The 17,382-nt window shown below is 66.3% G+C and carries 15 protein-coding genes, 1 pseudogene and 1 riboswitch; of the genes and pseudogenes, 3 read left to right on the top strand and 13 right to left on the bottom strand.

Going from position 1 to position 17,382, the window contains the following annotated elements:
• Positions 1 to 617: metal-dependent transcriptional regulator (locus RIT73_RS05415; RefSeq protein WP_309131038.1), on the top strand; the 617-nt coding region annotated here is incomplete at its 5' end.
• On the opposite strand, the gene RIT73_RS05420 is transcribed toward RIT73_RS05415, so the two are convergent.
• The 8 genes and pseudogenes from RIT73_RS05420 to RIT73_RS05455 all read right to left on the bottom strand — a co-directional run bounded on the left by RIT73_RS05420 (position 574) and on the right by RIT73_RS05455 (position 9,546).
• A complete protein-coding gene (locus RIT73_RS05420; protein ID WP_309131039.1) occupies positions 574 to 1,059 on the bottom strand; it encodes a hypothetical protein in 486 nt (161 codons plus the stop codon). The two genes, RIT73_RS05415 and RIT73_RS05420, sit on opposite strands and share 44 nt — an antisense overlap.
• A 31-nt stretch (positions 1,060 to 1,090) precedes the next feature.
• Positions 1,091 to 1,203, bottom strand: a riboswitch (SAM riboswitch).
• Positions 1,204 to 1,478: 275 nt separating this feature from the next.
• The gene (locus RIT73_RS05425; RefSeq protein WP_309131040.1) at positions 1,479 to 2,741 is read right to left on the bottom strand and encodes a DDE-type integrase/transposase/recombinase; all 1,263 of its coding nucleotides are present in this window, start codon (positions 2,739 to 2,741) and stop codon (positions 1,479 to 1,481) included.
• A 166-nt stretch (positions 2,742 to 2,907) separates the two neighbouring features.
• On the bottom strand, positions 2,908 to 4,473 hold the full coding sequence (locus RIT73_RS05430) for an anion permease (protein WP_309131041.1): 1,566 nt from the start codon (positions 4,471 to 4,473) through the stop codon (positions 2,908 to 2,910).
• Positions 4,474 to 5,239: 766 nt separating this feature from the next.
• Positions 5,240 to 5,992 (bottom strand): annotated as a pseudogene (gene erm / locus RIT73_RS05435) (23S ribosomal RNA methyltransferase Erm); the annotation flags it as partial.
• A gap of 436 nt (positions 5,993 to 6,428) precedes the next feature.
• Positions 6,429 to 7,019: a DUF308 domain-containing protein gene (locus tag RIT73_RS05440; RefSeq protein ID WP_309131043.1), complete on the bottom strand. Its 591-nt coding sequence runs from the start codon at positions 7,017 to 7,019 to the stop codon at positions 6,429 to 6,431.
• A gap of 44 nt (positions 7,020 to 7,063) precedes the next feature.
• On the bottom strand, positions 7,064 to 7,972 hold the full coding sequence (locus RIT73_RS05445) for a slipin family protein (protein ID WP_309131044.1): 909 nt from the start codon (positions 7,970 to 7,972) through the stop codon (positions 7,064 to 7,066).
• Positions 7,973 to 8,098: 126 nt separating this feature from the next.
• Complete coding sequence (locus RIT73_RS05450) at positions 8,099 to 8,977, bottom strand: aspartate/glutamate racemase family protein (protein ID WP_309131045.1); 879 nt, start codon at positions 8,975 to 8,977, stop codon at positions 8,099 to 8,101.
• Positions 8,974 to 9,546: an HAD domain-containing protein gene (locus RIT73_RS05455; RefSeq protein ID WP_309131046.1), complete on the bottom strand. Its 573-nt coding sequence runs from the start codon at positions 9,544 to 9,546 to the stop codon at positions 8,974 to 8,976. Before RIT73_RS05455 ends, RIT73_RS05450 begins: the two co-directional genes overlap by 4 nt.
• Before the next feature lie 137 nt (positions 9,547 to 9,683).
• On the opposite strand from RIT73_RS05455, the gene RIT73_RS05460 reads away from it, so the two are divergent.
• Positions 9,684 to 10,478 carry a helix-turn-helix domain-containing protein gene (locus RIT73_RS05460; protein ID WP_309131047.1) on the top strand — a complete coding sequence of 265 codons (795 nt, stop codon included), beginning with the start codon at positions 9,684 to 9,686 and terminating at the stop codon, positions 10,476 to 10,478.
• A gap of 53 nt (positions 10,479 to 10,531) precedes the next feature.
• Here the strand turns inward: RIT73_RS05460 and RIT73_RS05465 are convergent, their stop codons facing one another.
• Complete coding sequence (locus tag RIT73_RS05465; RefSeq protein ID WP_309131048.1) at positions 10,532 to 10,933, bottom strand: VOC family protein; 402 nt, start codon at positions 10,931 to 10,933, stop codon at positions 10,532 to 10,534.
• A gap of 181 nt (positions 10,934 to 11,114) precedes the next feature.
• Positions 11,115 to 11,510: a thioesterase family protein gene (locus tag RIT73_RS05470; RefSeq protein WP_309131049.1), complete on the bottom strand. Its 396-nt coding sequence runs from the start codon at positions 11,508 to 11,510 to the stop codon at positions 11,115 to 11,117.
• Positions 11,511 to 11,710: 200 nt separating this feature from the next.
• On the opposite strand from RIT73_RS05470, the gene RIT73_RS05475 reads away from it, so the two are divergent.
• Positions 11,711 to 12,841: a CaiB/BaiF CoA-transferase family protein gene (locus tag RIT73_RS05475; protein WP_309131050.1), complete on the top strand. Its 1,131-nt coding sequence runs from the start codon at positions 11,711 to 11,713 to the stop codon at positions 12,839 to 12,841.
• A 140-nt stretch (positions 12,842 to 12,981) separates the two neighbouring features.
• Here the strand turns inward: RIT73_RS05475 and RIT73_RS05480 are convergent, their stop codons facing one another.
• The 3 genes from RIT73_RS05480 to RIT73_RS05490 are packed head-to-tail and all read right to left on the bottom strand — an operon-like array spanning position 12,982 to position 17,303.
• Positions 12,982 to 13,980, bottom strand: a complete 999-nt coding sequence (locus tag RIT73_RS05480) for an electron transfer flavoprotein subunit alpha/FixB family protein (RefSeq protein ID WP_309131051.1) — start codon at positions 13,978 to 13,980, stop codon at positions 12,982 to 12,984.
• Positions 13,977 to 14,786 (bottom strand): electron transfer flavoprotein subunit beta/FixA family protein, encoded by an 810-nt coding sequence (locus tag RIT73_RS05485; RefSeq protein WP_309131052.1) that lies wholly within the window; start codon positions 14,784 to 14,786, stop codon positions 13,977 to 13,979. The genes RIT73_RS05480 and RIT73_RS05485 overlap by 4 nt, the downstream gene beginning before the upstream one ends.
• 3 nt (positions 14,787 to 14,789) lie before the next feature.
• A complete protein-coding gene (locus RIT73_RS05490) occupies positions 14,790 to 17,303 on the bottom strand; it encodes an FAD-dependent oxidoreductase (protein ID WP_309131053.1) in 2,514 nt (837 codons plus the stop codon).
• Between the last annotated feature and the right edge of the window lie 79 nt (positions 17,304 to 17,382).

The raw sequence follows: 17,382 nt of genomic DNA on the forward strand, positions 1-17,382 counted from the left end.
TCGACGAACTCGGGCTCGTCCTCCGCGTGCCCTACCGGCCTCCCGAACTGACCGCCGAGGGGCGGAAGATCGCGCTGTCGATGGTCCGCAGGCACCGGTTGATCGAGACCTTCCTCGTCGAATCCCTCGGCTACAGCTGGGACGAGGTTCATGACGAGGCCGAGTCCCTCGAACACGCCGCCTCCGACCTGCTCATCGAACGCATCGATGACTTCCTCGGCCGTCCCGCCGCGGATCCCCATGGAGACCCGATCCCCAGCGCCGACGGTCGGGTGGTCTCACACGATCCCTCCCCGATGCTCGCCGAGGTGGGGCCTGGCTCCTATCGGGTGCTCAGGGTCTCCGATGCCGATCCCGAGGTGCTGTCGCAACTGGCTGAGGTCGGAGTGCGCCCGGGTGCGCGGATCGAGATTGAGGACAGAGTCAGCGGTGGACCCGCCAAGACTGATGGACCCGCCAAGACCGACGGACCCGCCAAGACTGATGGACCCGTCAAGAACGATGGGGCTGTGGGCGCGATCGTCGACGGCCATCGCTGTGACATCCCCGCCGAGGCGGCCGCCGCAGTCCACCTCACCGGCGCGGAGGGAACTTCGGCTCCGCAAGCAGAAGGATGATTTCGGTCGCTTCATGGGGTGAGCAGCCTTCGTCGCGCACCAGTCGTGGCCAGTCCTCCCACAGCACGGATTCGAAGGGGACGGCGGGATTGCAGTTTCCTGCGGTGATCATCCGATTCTTGGGGTGGGAGCGGTAGGCCCATCGCTTGATCGATTTCAGTGAGTCGAAGAGCTCCTGATAGAGCGTGGGAGTGAAGCCGTCGCTGCGCGCTGCATCCGCTGTTGTCACCCACTCGTCGACAACCGGCAGCTGGCCGCGATTCGTCGCCTGCTGAAGCTGCCCCATCAGCCACGGGCGGTACGGGGACGGTGGGTGCCGGTTGAACACGCGGCACCATTCGAGAGCCTCGTCATCGGGTATTCCCGGCCACCTGTTCTGCGGCGACTCGACGGGCATGTCCTCGTCATCAGGCGAGGGACCGGAACTGAAATCTGCTGACACCGGCAGTTCCTCCTCGGGGCGTGAGGCCCCGGATCGAGACTTGCCCGACACCGATCGGTGCGGACCCGTTCTTCCCCTGGGGCACCCGGTCGATGACGGGTTGCCGTGTGGCCGGCCAGGTACCGATGGCCACAGCTCGTGAACGTGAGCATCACTGTAGGCGAGCAGCACCGACGTGGCTCAATGAGTGTCATCCTGTGTCACCTGAGCGCTCGCCGTCTATCTTCGCCTCGACCATGTCTGCCAGCGGTGAGCGCGCGGGGACTGCGCCGGCGTGCAGACATCAGGTCCAGCAGCCGCCGAGGTGCCCGCCGGAACGACCATGGCCCCACTTGTTCACGCGAGCCCCGGTTGTGATTGGTGTGCTCTCTCAGGACATAGTGGACAGTCTCTGTCAGGACATAGTGGACACTCGAGGTTCAGGACATAGTGGACGGCAATTCTGGAGGCGTGTGGGCACTGAGGAGCCTTGCTAGCCCGGTCTCGGGGTGCGGTGGCGGCCAGGCCATGGTGAGCATGTGAGCCCCGTTGACATCGAACCAGCTGATGTACGGTTCCTCGCCGGTGACTTCCAAGATGTAGTGGATCTCCTGGCCTACCCAGCGCTTGCCGAATTTGAACCTGTAGCCGCCGACACGGATCCGCTTCGAGGTAGTGAGCCTCACCGTGTGTGAACAGTTGATGACCTTGCGCTTGTCCGGCGCAACAGGAGACCTCCCCGCAGGCCTGATGGGCACACCTGTCGCAGCGATCTTCTCCCAGGCCGCATAGGCCTCTCCAGGAGCTGTGTGAGGCGGCAGTGCCTGGTTGGACCGGTCGTTGTTGTACCAGTCCCGGTACTCCTCCAGCACCGCATCAAGGTCGTCGAGGGTGAGGGGATCATGGGCTTTGATGAAGTTCTGAATGGTCTGGTGAGCGCGCTCAACCTTGCCCTGTGTTCGTGGCGTCATCGGGCGCCCGGTGATCGTTTTGATGCCCAGCCCGTTGAGGAAGTTCTGTAAGCGGGTGATGACGTTGTAGCGCTCCCGGTTGAACGCTGCCCCGTTGTCGGTGTGGACTCTGACTGGCAGGCCGTACGTGTCAATCGTCTTCTTGAAGGCGTCGAGGACCACGTGGGCTGTCTCTGCCGGACCGGGATGCTCGGCGAGGCTGAATCGGGAGCAGTCATCGATGATCTCCACGATGACGACTGTGAGCCCGGATGTCAGTGTCATCTCAAATGCGTCGGACTGCCAGGACTCATTGATGTATTCGGCTTGGAAGCGACGGTAAGAGCTTTTCGGGCGCTTACGTCGATTGCGGGCGACGAGGTACTCCCGGTCCAGGATCCTGGCGATGGTCGACACCGACACCAGCGGGGTAAACCCATCACGGCACATGCGGTCCTGGATCGAGAGCGCCCCAGCGTCCTTGCCCTCGCTGGTCAAACGCCGGCGTAGGGCCAGGACCTCGGCTTTAACCGCGTCCGGGACGCGGGAGGGCGAACGACGTGGCCGTGTCGACTGCTTCGACAGTGCTGCCGCCGCGCCCTCCCGCGCTACTTGGGCGCGGACTCGGTAGAACCAGGACCGGGACACTCCGTGCCGGCGGCAGAAGTACTCCACCGCGCCGCGCGGAGCATCCTCGTCCCACTCGACGACCACCTGGCGAACATGCTGGGTATGCGACTCATGCACCATCATGACCACACTGCCGAAGTGTCCACTATGTCCTGACAGAGACTGTCCACTATGTCCTGAGAGAGCACACCGGTTGTGATTGGGGCCGGCATGACCAAGTGGGGCCATGGGCGCTTCGGTGCAGACGGTGCGCACCAGACAGTGCGCACCGGCTCGGTGCGCTCCTCGCTCAGGCGAACACGGTGCGCAGGGTGAGGACTCCGATCGCGCCGATGGTGGCGGCGGCCGGCAGGGTGATGACCCACGCCATGGCAATGGGCTTCATCAGCTTCCAGTTCGCCGAGCGGTTGACGAGTCCGACACCGAGGATCGCTCCGATGAGGATGTGGGTGCTCGAGACGGGCAGCCCGCTGAGCGAGGCGGCCATGACCACGGCGGCCGCGGCGAGCTCGGCGGCGAAGCCGGAGGCGGGGTGAATTTTCGTCAGGCCGGTGCCGACGGTGGTGATGACCTTGCGGCCGATGAACCACAGGCCGGCGATCAGGGCGACACCGCAGGTGATCATCGCGGCCATGGGCACGGTCGCCTCGGCGTTGATGGTGTCGGTCTTGAGGACATCGAGGATCGCGGCGAAGGGCCCGATCGCATTGGCGATGTCGTTGGAGCCGTGGCTGAAGGCGAATGCCGAGGCGGTGAACACCTGCATCCAGCTGAACAGGATGAACGTCGACTTCGACAGTGGTTTCTTGCGCAGGGTCTTCGCGAAGACGAACACGGCCATCCACACGGCCACCCCGATCATGGCCATGACGAGGACTCCGCCGACGGTGCTCAGCCCGAGGTCAAGGTTCTTCAGGCCCTTGAACAGCAGCATCGCGGTGATGACGACGGCTGCGCCGGCGGCGATCAGGGGAACCCAGGTCAGCAGCGCCCGGTGGGCGTTGAGGTTCTGCTCCTGCTCCTCGATCGCGCTGAGCTTGCGGTCGACCTCTGACTGGTCAATGACCGTCGAGGAGTAGGAGGAGTCCCGGATGTCTTCTTCGAGGCTGGTCGATCCCTGGTGCAGGTCGAGTTCGGCGCGGGCTTCGCGGATCGCGCGGATCTTCGTGTCGACCGCCTCGTTGTATCCGAGCACGTGCTTCTTGATCATCCCGAAGATGAGGAAGGCGACGAGTCCGCCGAGGACAGGGGAGATGACCCAGGACATCGCGATCTTGCCGACCTCGCCCCACTGCACCATCTCGAGCCCACCGGTGCCGGTGACGAAGCCGATGGCCAGAGAGGCACCGATGATGCCGCCGATGATCGAATGCGTGGTCGACACCGGCCATCCCATGCGGGTGGCGATGAGCAGCCAGACGGCCGCACCGAGGAGGGCCGCCATCATGATGTAGACGAACTCCATCGGGTCGAGGGAGACCGCCCCGAGGTCGACGATTCCGCTGCGGACCGTGTCCGTGACCTCGCCGCCGGCAAGCAGGGCGCCCGCGACTTCGAACACGGCGGCGACGAGCAGTGCCTGCTTCATCGTCAGCGTTCCCGCGCCCACCGAGGTGCCGAAGGAGTTCGCGACATCGTTGCCGCCGATGTTGAACGCCATGAAGGCGCCGAAGACGATCGTGGTGATCAGGACGGTGCGGTTGGTGCCCGCACCGACGTACCCGAACGACCAGAGAGTGAAGCTGATGAGGGCGATTGCCAACAGCGCGCCGAAGCACAGGTGCCACATCCGGTCATTGCTGCGACCGACTGTGGGCGTCGGAGAGAACTTCTCCGGTGCCAGGGTCTGAGACATGGGCGACTCCTTGAGGGCTGAACGAAAACCGATCAATACTCATGGTTCGCCTCGTGGGTGTCCTGAAAGTTACGGGGAAGGTGAATGGAAGGTGAACGACACCGCGAACAGTGTCGAACTTTGAATGCACAGTTAGGGCAATTCCGGTGCTGTTCACTCAACGTTCCAGGTCAGGTGCTATGAGCTCGGTGATAGGCGAGGAACTCGGGCTTGGGTGAGACGGCCTTGTGATGATCGACACGAGTGCAGGTCCGGTGCAGCGCAACGAGAGTTCCCGTCACGCTGCACCGACCCGGCGTCGGACCCGGGATCCGACCCTGCGTCGGACCCGAGATCCGACCCGGCGTCGAATCCGGCGTCGGGCTCAGCCCTGTCGTCGCGGCAGGTTCCACCGAGGTTGCGGCTGAGCCTTCTTGTGCTGCGGTGTGAACCCGCGCTCGGGATTCGAATGCGCCTTGTCGTGGCTCTTCGCCGTGGCGCCCAGCCCGGGCACAGGAGCATGAACGCCCTTGGCCGCCGCGTCGGCCCCGACGATCGGGATCTCCCCGGTGATCACCGGCTTCTCCGCGACCAGAGGAATCTCGCCGGTGATCGGCGGGAGGTGTCCGAACGCGCTCGGGTCAAGCACCTTTTCGCCGGCTACCGGGTTAGTTCCGTTCTTCTGGGCAGTCTTGTCGTTTCGCATCGTCATCTCCTTGTTCGTCGTCGACTTCGTGTTCGACTTCTTCATGTTCGACTCGGCATTCGAGCGAGCCTTCGGTGCCAGGGCCGAGTACAGTCCGGCCCATTGGTCGGGGGCGAGGTCTCGTGGCAAGGTGTCTCCTTCGATTTCGTTCTTCTCCATGACGGACTTCAGGCTGTGTCGATCGGTCAGATCCATCTGGGTGAGGATTCCTTTCATCCCTCGCCCGCGGCCGGTGAAGGCGGTGCGGACGAACTGCTGATAATCGGATCGCTGCCGGGCCGGGAGCAGCCCGGGCGTCATGCGGTCGATGGCGAGGAGCCCTCCATCAACGCTGGGTCTGGGCGTGAACGCGTGCGCGGGAACTCGTTCGATCAGACGGAAGTCGTACCAGGGAGCCCATTGGGCGGTGAGCATGGTCGACCCTCCGACCCCGGCTCTCTTGCGAGCCACCTCCCATTGCGTGAGCAGGATGGCGGAACGCCAGGCGCGGGCCCGCAGGAGCTTGCGCAGAATGGGTGTGGTCAGGTGGAACGGAATGTTTCCGACGATCACGGGTGCGTCGAACGGAGTGCTCAGAGCATCAGCGTGCCGGACCTGTGCGCGGGGGAATTCATGTTCAAGATGATTGATCCTCGTTTCATCGAGTTCCACGAGCGTGAGCGGTCGACCGAGCCGGTACAGCTGGGCGGTCACCGCCCCGGTGCCGGGACCGATCTCCAGGATCGGTCCGGTGGTCGCTTCGGTCAGGCTCGCGATCGTGCGAATAGTGCGGTGGGAATGAAGAAAGTTCTGGCCGAGTTCATGACGGCCGCCGAAAGATGAATGGGTACGCATGGGATGGCGCTCCAGGAATCTGGGAGGGAGCACCCAAGGCAGCGCAAAGAGGAGAACAGTGCCGCTCGCCCCGGATGCCGATGTCGGTCCGGGATTACAGCGCGCGTGCTTCTACAGGTCGTCAGGATCCGCGCTGACAGGAGATCGCCGGCGTCAGCCGGAGGACTCCGTCAGGGGTTCAGAAGTCGAGAATCGTGCGCGCCGTCAGGAGCGGCGGTCACGGATGTAGAAATTGAGCGCTGTCATTGCGCTGCTGTTCAAAGTTCCCATGCGAGTCAATGTAGCACGGGCGTCGTGAACCGACCAGGGTTCAGCAAGGGGAAATTTTGGGCGACTTCATCCTCAGCTGCCCGACGGCTGGGAGGGGCTCGATGCCTCGCCGAGGTGACTGACGGTGTTGCTGCGCGTGCAGTCGCGTGGGCGAGAGATGAGGCGGCTACTCGATGATCTCGCCGCGAATGGTGTCGCCATTGCCGCCATTGTGGCGCCGCGGATCGCGGGCCATCTGGGAGTCCAGCCGGCGCAGCCGCCAGCCGAGTGCGATGAGGGCGATGCCGACGATCCCGATGAAGACCGCCAGGGTGAAGATGAGAGCGGTGATCCCCGCCTGCGGGGCGAAGAGGAAGAAACCACCGATTGCGATGCCGATCGCGCCGATGATCGTCAGCACCCACCACGCACTCACTCCGAGCTGGCGGATGAACAGGGAGGAGCTGATGGCGAGCACGCTGAAGAAGATGATCGCGATGCCGACCACGATCGTCACGAAAGCGGCGAAGAACATCGGCGAGACGAAGATGAGGGCGGCGAAGGCGATGAGGAGGAGTGAGCGCACGACCAATCCACCCGTGCGGCCCCCGCGCGGAGCAAGGACGATCGACGTCACGGCGATGAGGCCCAGCCAGCAGGCGAAGATGCGCACAACCACCTCGGCGGTGGCGCCGGGCCAGGCGATCATGAGCGCGCCGACGAGAAAAGCGATCGCGCCGTTGACGATGACTGCCCTGCTGGTGCGTTTGAGATCCATGTGCCCAGCGTAATCAGCGGGGATTGAAGGACGCTGTCAATCCCTCATCCCGATGCCGGAGCGACATCGGGTTTCGTCCGCGGAGGCGTCACCGTGGGTGTGCGGTCCGGAGCCGCATGATCCGTGGTCGCGCGATCCGGAGATGTGGCTGCATGATCCGTGGTCGCAGGCCGGTCCTCGGCGGTGGCGTCGGCCTGCTGGGGCGTGTTGGACTCGAGGAACCGGAGGAGCTCGACAGGGAAGGGCAGGACCAGCGTCGAGTTCCGCTCAGCGGCGACTTCGACGATCGTCTGCAGCAGACGCAGCTGCAAGGCCGAGGGCGTGTTCGCCATCGCCTCGGCGGCCTGGGCCAGTTTGTTCGACGCCTGCAGCTCACCGTCAGCGATGATCACCCGGGAGCGACGTTCGCGCTCGGCCTCGGCTTGTCGCGACATCGACCGCTTCATGCCCTCGGGCAGGGCGACGTCCTTGATCTCGACTCGGTCGATGTGGATGCCCCAGTCCACGGCGGGGTTGTCGATCATCAGGGCCAGGCCCTGGTTGAGCTGTTCCCGGTTGGTCAGCAGATCGTCGAGTTCGCTCTGGCCGATGATCGACCGCAGCGATGTCTGAGCGACCTGCCCGACGGCGAGATGGTAGTTCTCCACATCCACGACGGCGCGTCGCGGATCGACCACCTTGTAGTAGATGACGGCGTCGACGCGGACAGTGACGTTGTCACGGGTGATGCCGTCCTGAGCGGGGATCGGCATGGTGATGATCTGCAGGCTGACCTTCTGCATCTTGTCGACGAACGGGACGATGGCCGTGAGACCCGGGGGCTTGGGGGCGCTCGTGACGCGCCCGAAGCGGAAGATGATCCCGCGCTCGTACTGCTTGACGATTCGCAAGCTGTTACCGAGCAGGAGCGCACCCAACGTGACCAGGCCGATTGCGATGTACAGAGCGAACATCGAGACCGCCTCCTTCAGCGATGAACGGTCAATTCAGGCTAGCACCGAAAGTTGTGCGAATGCTCTCCTTCGGTTACCATTCGCGGCCGATCAGGATGGGGGAGTCGTTGACCGGCTTGCGGCCGATCAGGATCGGGGAGTGGCAGCTCGCTCCCTGGCGAGGAGGCGTCTGCCTGCGGGGTAGGCGCGCAGAGTCTCGGGCAGCGAGATCCGGCGGCCGGAGGCGAAGGTGGCGAGGATCCCGCCGGACGCCCGGGAGCCGTCGGTCTCGCTGGGGCCTGCGGCCGCCTCGGCGTCGGAATGAATAGTGTCGGAATGAACGGAACCGGGGGCACTCGCGCTGCTCGCCGACGCGAGGTCGTCGCCGATGCGGCGCAGGGTTTGCTTCGCCACCGGGATGGGGGAGTCGAAGAGGGTGATGGCTCCGGCCCTGGCGGCCATGATCCGGTCGGCGACGAGGCCGTAGTGGGTGCACCCGAGCACGATCGTCTCCATGCCGGGCTCCATCTGGTCCAGTGCGGCGTCGATCGCTGCGTCGATCGCGGGGATGTCGGCGACGTTGATCGCCTCGGCGAGGCCGGGGCAGGCGACCTTGGCGACGGCGACGTCCGCGGCGAACATGTCGATGAGGTTCTGCTGGTACATGCTCCCCGTCGTCGCCGGAGTGGCCCAGATCGCGAAGTCCTCACCGGTGCCGGCCGCCATCTTCACTGCCGGAACCGTGCCGATGACCGGGATCTCGGGCTCGTAGAGCGCCCGGACGGCCTCGAGCGCCTGCACCGAGGCGGTGTTGCAGGCGATGACGATGGCGTCCGGCTCCCACTCGGCGAGCACTGCCGCCGAACTCAACGTCCGTGCCTCCAGGTCGGCGGCGCTCAGCGAACCGTAGGGGGTGAAGTCCGGGTCCATTGCGAGCACCAGCTCCACGCTCGGGCACAGGTGGAAGAGTGCGTCGGCCGTGCCGAGCAGGCCGAGCCCGGAGTCGAGCAGACCGATGCGCGTCATGAGGCCTCTTTCGGGTACACGAAGTCCTTGATCTCCTTCAGGTGCGCGCGGGTCAGGCCCTTCGCGAACTTGGGGGCGATGAGCTTGAGCTTGTTCGCAGAGTACCGGTCGATGAAGTACTGCCGGGTCGCCGGGGCGACGAGGTCGTCATCGATCCAGATCGCGCGGCCGTGCTCGTGGGAGTCCAGCCACTCCTCCATGGCTCGTGCCTTCCACCACACGTGCGGGTCGTTGGCGAAACGGTTGTGGGTGTCGTCGGGCATCTCGATGCAGTCGAAGGAGTTGCGCAGTCCGAACTTCGGCTCCAGCTCGGTCTTGCACCGCCCCGACCAGGTGGAGAGCCAGACGACGGAGACGTCGTGAGTCTCGACGAGGCGGTCGAAGAATTCGATCACCGCCGGCTTGTAGTGAAGCTCGTAGTCCCAGGCCTGGAGCCGCTTGCGTCCTTCGGTCACGATCCGCAGCTTCGGCACCGGATAAGAGTTGAGGACGCCGTCGACGTCGAGGAACACAGTGACGTGCCGCGCCTGCCGACGTGCCGAGATCGGCGACGGGGATGCAGCGGACATCGTTCCTTCCAAAAAGGTCGCCGAGGCTGGGGACTGAGTTCGGCGGCAACCGGTTAGTCTGAGTATGGATCCCCGCCGAACGGGTGGGATTTTCGATCCTAGGATACCGCTCGAAGCTGAAGGGTCACGGGCGAGCCATGTACTCAGAATTCCGAATCCCGCGCCTGGCCGCCACGTTGTGGCGCTCCGAGCCGGAGGAACCGCTCGACGAAGCGCCGGCTGAATCCCTGATCGTGCCCGACGGATGCATGGACCTCATCGTCCTCGACGCCGAGGTGGTCGTCGCCGGAGCCGACTCCACAGCCCGTGCCTTCCGCGGGGCCCGGCAGACCGCCGTCGGCCTGCGCTTCGATCCCGGCGTTCTCCCGCAGCTGTTGGCCACCTCGGCGGCGGAGCTCGCGAACGCGATCACGCCGCTGGACGCGGTCACCTCGCTGGACGCGGCCACGCCGCTGGACGCGGCCACCTCGCTGGACGCGGTCACGCCGTTGGACGCGGTCACGCCGTTGGACGCGATCACGCCGCTGGACGCGGTCACCCCGTTGGACGCGGCCACCCCGCTCGACTCCGATGGAAACTCGGATCGACCTGTGGATCGGGCCTCGCGGGCACTGCTCGGAACAGCGCGCATGCTTGCCGATCGGACGGAACTGAATCCCCTTCCGATGGCGTTCGCGTCGAGTCTTCGTCCCTCGCCTTCCCCGTCGATCGCCGAGGCGGCCGAACAATTCGCCTACTCCCCGCGGCAGCTGCGGCGGTTGTCGGCCGACTGGTTCGGCTACGGACCGAAGCACCTCGCGAAGGTGCTGCGATGGCAGGCGGCGAGGCGGCTCATCGCCGCCGGGCAGACGAAGACCGCAGCGGCCGCGGCGGCCGGCTATTCCGATGCCGCACATCTGTGGAGGGACGAGCAGGCGCTCCTCGGCAGATGAGTCGTGAGGCGAGGGCTCAGGACAACGCAGCGAGTGAGTAGTGAGGCGAGGGCTCAGGACAAGGCGGCGAACAGATCCACGGTGTTGCCGTCCGGATCGGTGATCACGGCATAGCGCTGACCCCAGAACGCATCCCAGGGCTCGTTGGCCACGCCTGCCACCGGTCCGCCTTCGGTGCCGGGATCAGTGAGCTGGGCGAAGGTGGAGTCGACCACCGCGGGAGTGGTGCAGTCGAAGGCCAGGGACATCTTGTGCCCACCCGTCGGTCGGGTCCACTCAGGACCGATGCTGAGCACGACCTCTTCCGTGTCGAGGAGAACCCGCAGGGTGCCGGCGGAGAACTCGGTGTGCGGGGCCTCGGGACCTCCGTCGAGGAGTTCGAGACCGAGTGCTGAATAGAAGCGCACGGCGGCGGGCATGTCGGCAGTGATGATGGATATCGCGTCGAGTTTCATGTCCTCAGACTAGGTGCGAACACCGAGACCGACCATGAACAGAACGGACATCTTCCCTCGCATTCTCTTTCGCAGGGCGCTGACCCCATAGGGCGCCGAAACGTGTCAGGAAGGCCGCCACTGGTGTCGATCATGGTCGATCTGGTCCGATTCTCCAGGCGTGGACCGGACCGGAATGACCTCAATCGGGGAGGTAATCCTCGAGGAAACGGCGGGCGACGTCCGTCAGGGGCGCCGGCCGCTGGGTCTCCCTGTCGATGTGGACGAGCACCACATTGGAGTCGAAGACCTGGCGCCCGCTCTGGTCACCGCGTGTGTTCACGGTGAACGAACTGGACCCGATTCTCGCCACCGAAAGGGTCAGCGTGAGCTCAGGGCCGTACATGACGGGCAGCAGGTAGTCGATCTCCTGCCGGGCGACGAGCAGACCGCCGCCGGTCAGCCGGACGGTGCCCATCTCGTGCATCCACTTGATCCGCCCCTCTTCGATGAGCGTCAGCATCCGGGCATTGTTGACGTGGCCGAGCAGATCCTGGTCCGACCAGCGCACTTCCGGTCGGTATTCGAACGTCTTCACAGAGCCTCCGGGTGAAGGTGGAGCGGCAGAGCTCGGAGCAGGGGGTGCCTGGGCCGAACTCGGTGTCAGAAGGGGGTGAACGCGCAAGTGCATTGTCCGCACTGAACGATCGTTCTACAGTTAAGCAGGACCGCCCAGCGAAAGGGAAATCCATGCCAGCTGTCCCCGACAGCAGTCACACCATCAACGAAAATCGCCCCGTGAACGAAAGCGATCCGTTCGACGACGGCGGCCCGCTTGGTGGAAGCGTCCCGCAGAACGCCAGTCCGTTCGACGCAAGCCGCCCGCTCGAGGGGACCCGGGTCCTCGACCTCGGCGGCATCGGTCCCGGTCCTTTCGCGACCATGGTGCTCGCCGATCTCGGCGCCGAGGTGATTCGCCTCGACCCGCCTTCCCTGCAGGATGAGTTGAGGAACCCGGTCCTCGACCGGGGGAAGAAATCGGTCATCGCCGACCTGAAGGCTGAGCCCGGGTTCGAGCGGGCCCGGACGATCGCGGCCCGGAGCGACATCCTCGTCGAAGGGTTCAGACCCGGGACGACCGAACGCCTGGGCCTCGGACCGGCCGACCTCCACGAGATCAACCCCGCACTCGTCTACGGACGCATCACCGGTTACGGGCAGACCGGTCCCAAGGCACAGAAGGCCGGGCACGATCTGGGCTACATCGCCTCAACCGGGCTGCTCCATCAACTCGGCCGGGCCGAGGACCCTCCTCAGTTCCCGGCCAACCTCATCGCAGACTTCGGCGGCGGCGGAATGCTGCTCGTCGTCGGGGTGCTCGCGGCCCTGCCCCGGGCCCGCGCCACGGGAATCGGCACGGTCGTCGACGCCGCGATGATCGACGGCGCGAACCTGCTGTGGTCGATGATGCACGGCTTCAGCGCCATGGGGCTGTGGCACCACGATGCCCGCGGCCACAATCTCCTCGACTCGGGCGCGCCCTTCTACGACGTCTATCCAACCGTCGACGGCCGGTATGTGTCCGTGGCTTGCATCGAACCGGCCTTCTTCGCAGAATTCGTGCGCGCACTCGACCTCGAGGACCAGTTGCCCGAACCCTTAGGAGAACTCGACCACTGGCAGCCCCGGCACTGGCCGGCACTGCGGGCCGCCTTCGCGTCTGCGCTCGCCTCCCGCACCCTGGACGACCTCGTCGCGCTCTTCGCCGACCGCGATGCCTGCGTCGAACCCGTGCTCACCATGGCCGAGGCCAAACAGGACCGACACAACGTCGCGCGGGGGCTCTTCAGCACCGATGGCGCAGGCGTCGACCAGCCCGCCCCCGCGCCCAGGTTCTCCCCGGCTGCCATCAGGCGTGAGGACGGTTAGGGTCGGCTCCGGTGTCCGGCGGAATCCCAGGGAGCAGATGGTCGAATCGGGATTTCCAGGGAGCAGATGGTCGAGATTCGGCGCTGATTTCGACCATTTTCTCCCTGGGAATCACGGCGCCGGCCGCTGAACCACCCCGCTCATCTCCGACGGCGCGTGATCTCCTCGTTGATGGCGGCGACGACCTCGTGGAGGTCGCCGATGATCGCGTAGTCCGCGCGCTGGACCATCGTCGCCTCCTCATCGGTGTTGATCGCGATGATCGACTTCGCCCCCTGCACGCCTGCCCAGTGCTGGATCGCCCCCGAGATCCCGCAGGCGATGTAGACGTCCGGGGAGATCCGGCTCCCGGTCTGCCCGACCTGCTCGGCGTGCGGTCGCCAGCCCAAGCTGGTGACCACGCGGGAGACCCCGAGCGCCCCGCCGAGGTGGTCGGCGAGTTCGAGCACCTCGGCGAAGCCATCGGCCGAACCGACACCGCGGCCGGCCCCGACGACGACCTTCGCCTGCGTCAGACCCGAGGTGTCGTCGGCCTCCTCGACCTCGGTCCGCACGACTCGGGTGCGCAGGTCATCAGCTGACGCCTCGGGCGAGTGGGTGAGGATCTCCGGTTCGGTCGGTGCAGTGTCCTCCGGGTCGCAGGCGTGGCCGGCAACAGTGAGGACCTGCAGGGCGCCGGTGAGCTTCAGCCTCTCGAAGGCGGCACCGCCGAGCACCTGTCGCAAGAACCCGTCCTCGTCGACGGCGACGACGTTCGCCGCCATCCGAGCGCCCAAGCGCGCGGCGACATGAGCCATGAGCTCCATGCCCCGTGGCGTGCCCGAGGCCATGACCGTGCCATGGGTGGGGGCGACGTCGACGAGCGCCTGCGCCCACGCGGCAGCCGAATAAGCGTGCACGTCGGGGGAGTCGATGTGATGGATCCGGTCGACGCCGAGGTGGGCGAGCCGGTCCCGCGCCTCGTCCGTGAGTGCGCCGATGACGGCGACCTCGAGCGGGGACGAGTCCGCCGCGCTGCCGCCGTCGAGGATCGCAGTGTTCGTGCGGGCGAAGGTCACCGCCTCGGCGGAGGTCAGCTGCACCCCACCGGACCCACTCGGCGCATCCGGGCCCTCGATCTCCACGAATACGAGTGTCATCGCAGGACTCCCAACTCGTCGAGCACATCGACGAGGGCACCGGCAGCCTCCGGGCCTTCGCCGAGGACGGTCACGGTGCTCGACTGCTCCGGCGGCAGCTCGAGGGCGTTCCGCGGGTTGCCGTGCACCGGCTCGGGGGCGTCCACCTCGTCGAGGGGCGCCTTCTTCGCCTTCATCCGGCCCGGAATCGAGGGATACCGGGGTTCGACCCCGCCCTCCTGGACGGCGACGACCGCGGGCAGCGGCAGGCGGAAGACCTCGGTGCCGGCCGGGCCGATCCCGTAGGCCTCGACGGAGGTGGGGCCGCCTTCGGAGGCGGCGTCGACCTCGGCGGCCTCTTCGGCCAGTCTGAGCAGGGTGATTCCGGTGAGCACGGGGCGGTCGAGTTCGTAGGCGAGGCGGACGCCGACCTGGAAGTCGCCGGTGTCGGCGGCGTCGTTGCCCACGAGCACCAGGTCGCAGCTCCGGCTGTCGTTCGCGCGGGTCCGGACCGCCTCCGCGATGGCGAACGCGATGTCCTCGGGCCCGTACGCGCCGGGGTCCTCGGTCTCGATGAGCACGGCGTCGTCGGCCCCGACGGCCAGGGACGCCCGCAGCTGCTCGACCGCGTCGTCGGTGCCCAGCGTCAGGATGGTCACCTCACCGTCGGTGGCACCCGCCAGCTGGACGGCGAGTTCGACGGCGCATTCCTCGTGCGCGGAGATCGTATGGCCGAGCGCCCCGTGGTCGATGTCCCGGCCCGAGGCGTCGAGCGTGATCTGCCCCGAGATGTCGGGGACGCGTTTGATGCAGACGAGAATGTCCATCACCTACCTCCTGATCCGTTCGTTGTCGGGGTCGAAGAGCGGCGTCGCATCCACGCTCGCCACCGTCACCGGATAGCGCTCCTCGAGATAGACGACCTGGAGCTGGTTGCCCACGACCGCCTCGGCGGGTGGGAGGAAGGCCATGAGCACATGCTTGCCGAGGCTCGGCGCCGATCCCGCCGAGGTGACGTAGGAGCGGCGCCCATGTCCGTCGATGAGCGGCTGTCCGTCCCGGTCCACGATCGGCTCCCCGCCGAGCATGTAGCGCTTCTCGCCCGTCGAGCTCGTGTGGTCGTCGACGGTCAGCGAGCACAGAACCGTCTTCGGTTCCTCCTCCCTGTGTCGCAGGTGCGCCTCGCGGCCGACGAAGTCCTGTGCCTTGACCTTGGGCCTGCTCATGCCGACCTCGACGACGGTGCGCTCCGAGTCGAGCTCGGCGCCGAAGGCCCGGTAGCCCTTCTCGATCCGACCGGTGGTGCCGTAGACGCCGAGGCCGACCGGCACGAGACCGTGACCGGCACCGGCTTCGCGGAGGGTGTCCCAGAGCTTCGCCCCCGACTCCATCGGCACGTAGAGCTCCCAGCCGAGGTCGCCGACGTAGGAGATGCGGGAGGCGAGGACCTCGAGGCTGCCGACCTCGATCGTCCGCGCGGTGCCGAATCCGAAGCCGTCGTTCGTCATGTCCGCCGAGGTGAGAGCTGAGACGATGTCGCGGGCGCGGGGACCCCAGATGCCGATCGTGGTGAAGGAGGAGGTGAGGTCGGCGATGGCGGCGTCGGACTCGGGCAGCCGGTCGGCGAACCACTTGACGTCGACCATGCCATGGGCTGCTCCCGTGACGACCCGGAACCGGTCATGGGCGAGGCGGATGATCGTGAGGTCGGAGCGGAAGCCGCCCGCTTCGTCCAGGACAGGTGTGTAGACGACCCGACCGATCGGCACATCCATCTGGGCGACCACGATGGCCTGGACGGCGTCGAGGGCGGCAGCCCCGAACACGTCGAAGATGACGAAGCTCGAGAGGTCGACGATGCCGGCCCGCTCCCGCAGAGCGAGGTGCTCGGCGTTGATGATCGGCGACCACCAGCGCGAATCCCATTCGGCGGTGCGGTCCATGACCCGGTCGCCGAACTCCTCGAGCAGGTGCGCGTTCGACTTATACCACTGCGGCCGCTCCCACCCGGCGGCCTCGAAGAACACCGCGCCGAGCTCCTCGTGACGCGAGTGCATCGGAGACAGGCGGACCTTGCGATCCGACTCGTACTGCTCGCCGGGGTGGACGATGCCGTAGGTCTTGATGAACGCTTCGGAGGTGCGGGCCCTGACATGTTCGCGGGTGCGCTGGTGGGGGTGGAACCGGGCGATGTCGGCGCCCTGGACGTCGACCTCCGGCAGCCCGTTCGTCATCCACTCCGCGACCGCGCGACCCACTCCCGGGCCTTCCTTCACCCACACGGCGGCGGCCGACCACAGGCCTCTGACCTGCGGTGACTCGCCGAGGATGGGGGAGCCGTCGGGTGTCAGGGACAGGAGGCCGTTGATCGCGTAGCGGATCTCGACGTTCGGGTCGGACAGGACGTCGGGCATGAGTTCGAGGGCCTGCTCGAGCTGCGGATCGAAGTCATCGGCCGTGAACGGCATCTCCGTGGGGGAGAGCTTGGCCGCGGCGATCGAGGGGATCCCATCGGGCTCGTGGAGGATCGCGCGGTGGGCGTAGGAGCCGATCTCCAGGTCTGAGCCGTGCTGGCGTTCGTAGCAGAGGGCGTCCATGTCGCGGACGATGGGGAAGGAGATCTCCCCCGGGATCGCGGCGAGATCGGGCACCGGGCCGACGCTGATCATCTGGTGCACGGCCGGAGTGAGCGGAATCGCCGCTCCGGCCATCGCCGCGATGCGCGGGCTCCACACTCCGCAGGCGACGAGCACCCGATCGGTCTCGATCGCACCTCGGTCGGTGTGGACGCGGACCACCCGGCCGCCTTCGACGTCGATGCCGGTCACCTCGGTGTTCGGTGACACCGTCAGCGCTCCGAGGGTCTGCGCGGATTCGCGCATCATGGTGCCCGCGCCGACGGAGTCGACGACGCCGACGCCAGGGGTCCAGAACGCCCCGAGGATGACGGACGGATCGACGTAGGGCACTTTCTCCACGACCTCCTCGGCGCTGACGAGGTGGGATTCGATGCCCCAGGCCTGAGCCGAGGACATGCGGCGCCGCAGCTCCTGCATCCTCTCCTCGGTGCGGGCGATCTCGAAGCCGCCGGACTGGGTGAAGACGCCGAGCTCCCGGTACTGCCGGATGCTGTCGAGGGTGAGGTCGGTGATCTCACGGGAGTGGTCGACGGGGAAGATGAAGTTCGAGGCGTGTCCTGTCGAGCCGCCCGGATTCGGCAAAGGTCCCTTGTCGACCTGCACGATGTCGCACCACCCGAGCTGCGCCAGATGATGGACGAGGCTGTTGCCGACGATGCCTGCTCCGATGACGACGACGCTGGCCTGACTGGGAACGGAAGCCATGACGGCTCCTCTCCGAAGACGAAGACGCCCTCGTCTTCAACGGCAGTGTGCTGCTCTCCTCGACACTGTAGCCCAGGTG

This window comes from Brevibacterium sp. (assembly GCF_031179145.1).
In the GTDB taxonomy this organism is placed as follows: Bacteria; Actinomycetota; Actinomycetes; order Actinomycetales; family Brevibacteriaceae; genus Brevibacterium.

Bases quoted from the DNA above. Each gene is read 5' to 3' on its own strand.
- RIT73_RS05480 (WP_309131051.1), bottom strand. From the start codon at position 13,980: ATGACACTCGTATTCGTGGAGATCGAGGGCCCGGATGCGCCGAGTGGG.
- RIT73_RS05485 (WP_309131052.1), bottom strand. From the start codon at position 14,786: ATGGACATTCTCGTCTGCATCAAACGCGTCCCCGACATCTCGGGGCAG.
- RIT73_RS05450 (WP_309131045.1), bottom strand. From the start codon at position 8,977: ATGACGCGCATCGGTCTGCTCGACTCCGGGCTCGGCCTGCTCGGCACG.
- RIT73_RS05455 (WP_309131046.1), bottom strand. From the start codon at position 9,546: ATGTCCGCTGCATCCCCGTCGCCGATCTCGGCACGTCGGCAGGCGCGG.
- RIT73_RS05445 (WP_309131044.1), bottom strand. From the start codon at position 7,972: ATGTTCGCTCTGTACATCGCAATCGGCCTGGTCACGTTGGGTGCGCTC.
- RIT73_RS05440 (WP_309131043.1), bottom strand. From the start codon at position 7,019: ATGGATCTCAAACGCACCAGCAGGGCAGTCATCGTCAACGGCGCGATC.
- RIT73_RS05460 (WP_309131047.1), top strand. From the start codon at position 9,684: ATGTACTCAGAATTCCGAATCCCGCGCCTGGCCGCCACGTTGTGGCGC.
- RIT73_RS05430 (WP_309131041.1), bottom strand. From the start codon at position 4,473: ATGTCTCAGACCCTGGCACCGGAGAAGTTCTCTCCGACGCCCACAGTC.
- RIT73_RS05490 (WP_309131053.1), bottom strand. From the start codon at position 17,303: ATGGCTTCCGTTCCCAGTCAGGCCAGCGTCGTCGTCATCGGAGCAGGC.
- RIT73_RS05465 (WP_309131048.1), bottom strand. From the start codon at position 10,933: ATGAAACTCGACGCGATATCCATCATCACTGCCGACATGCCCGCCGCC.
- RIT73_RS05425 (WP_309131040.1), bottom strand. From the start codon at position 2,741: ATGATGGTGCATGAGTCGCATACCCAGCATGTTCGCCAGGTGGTCGTC.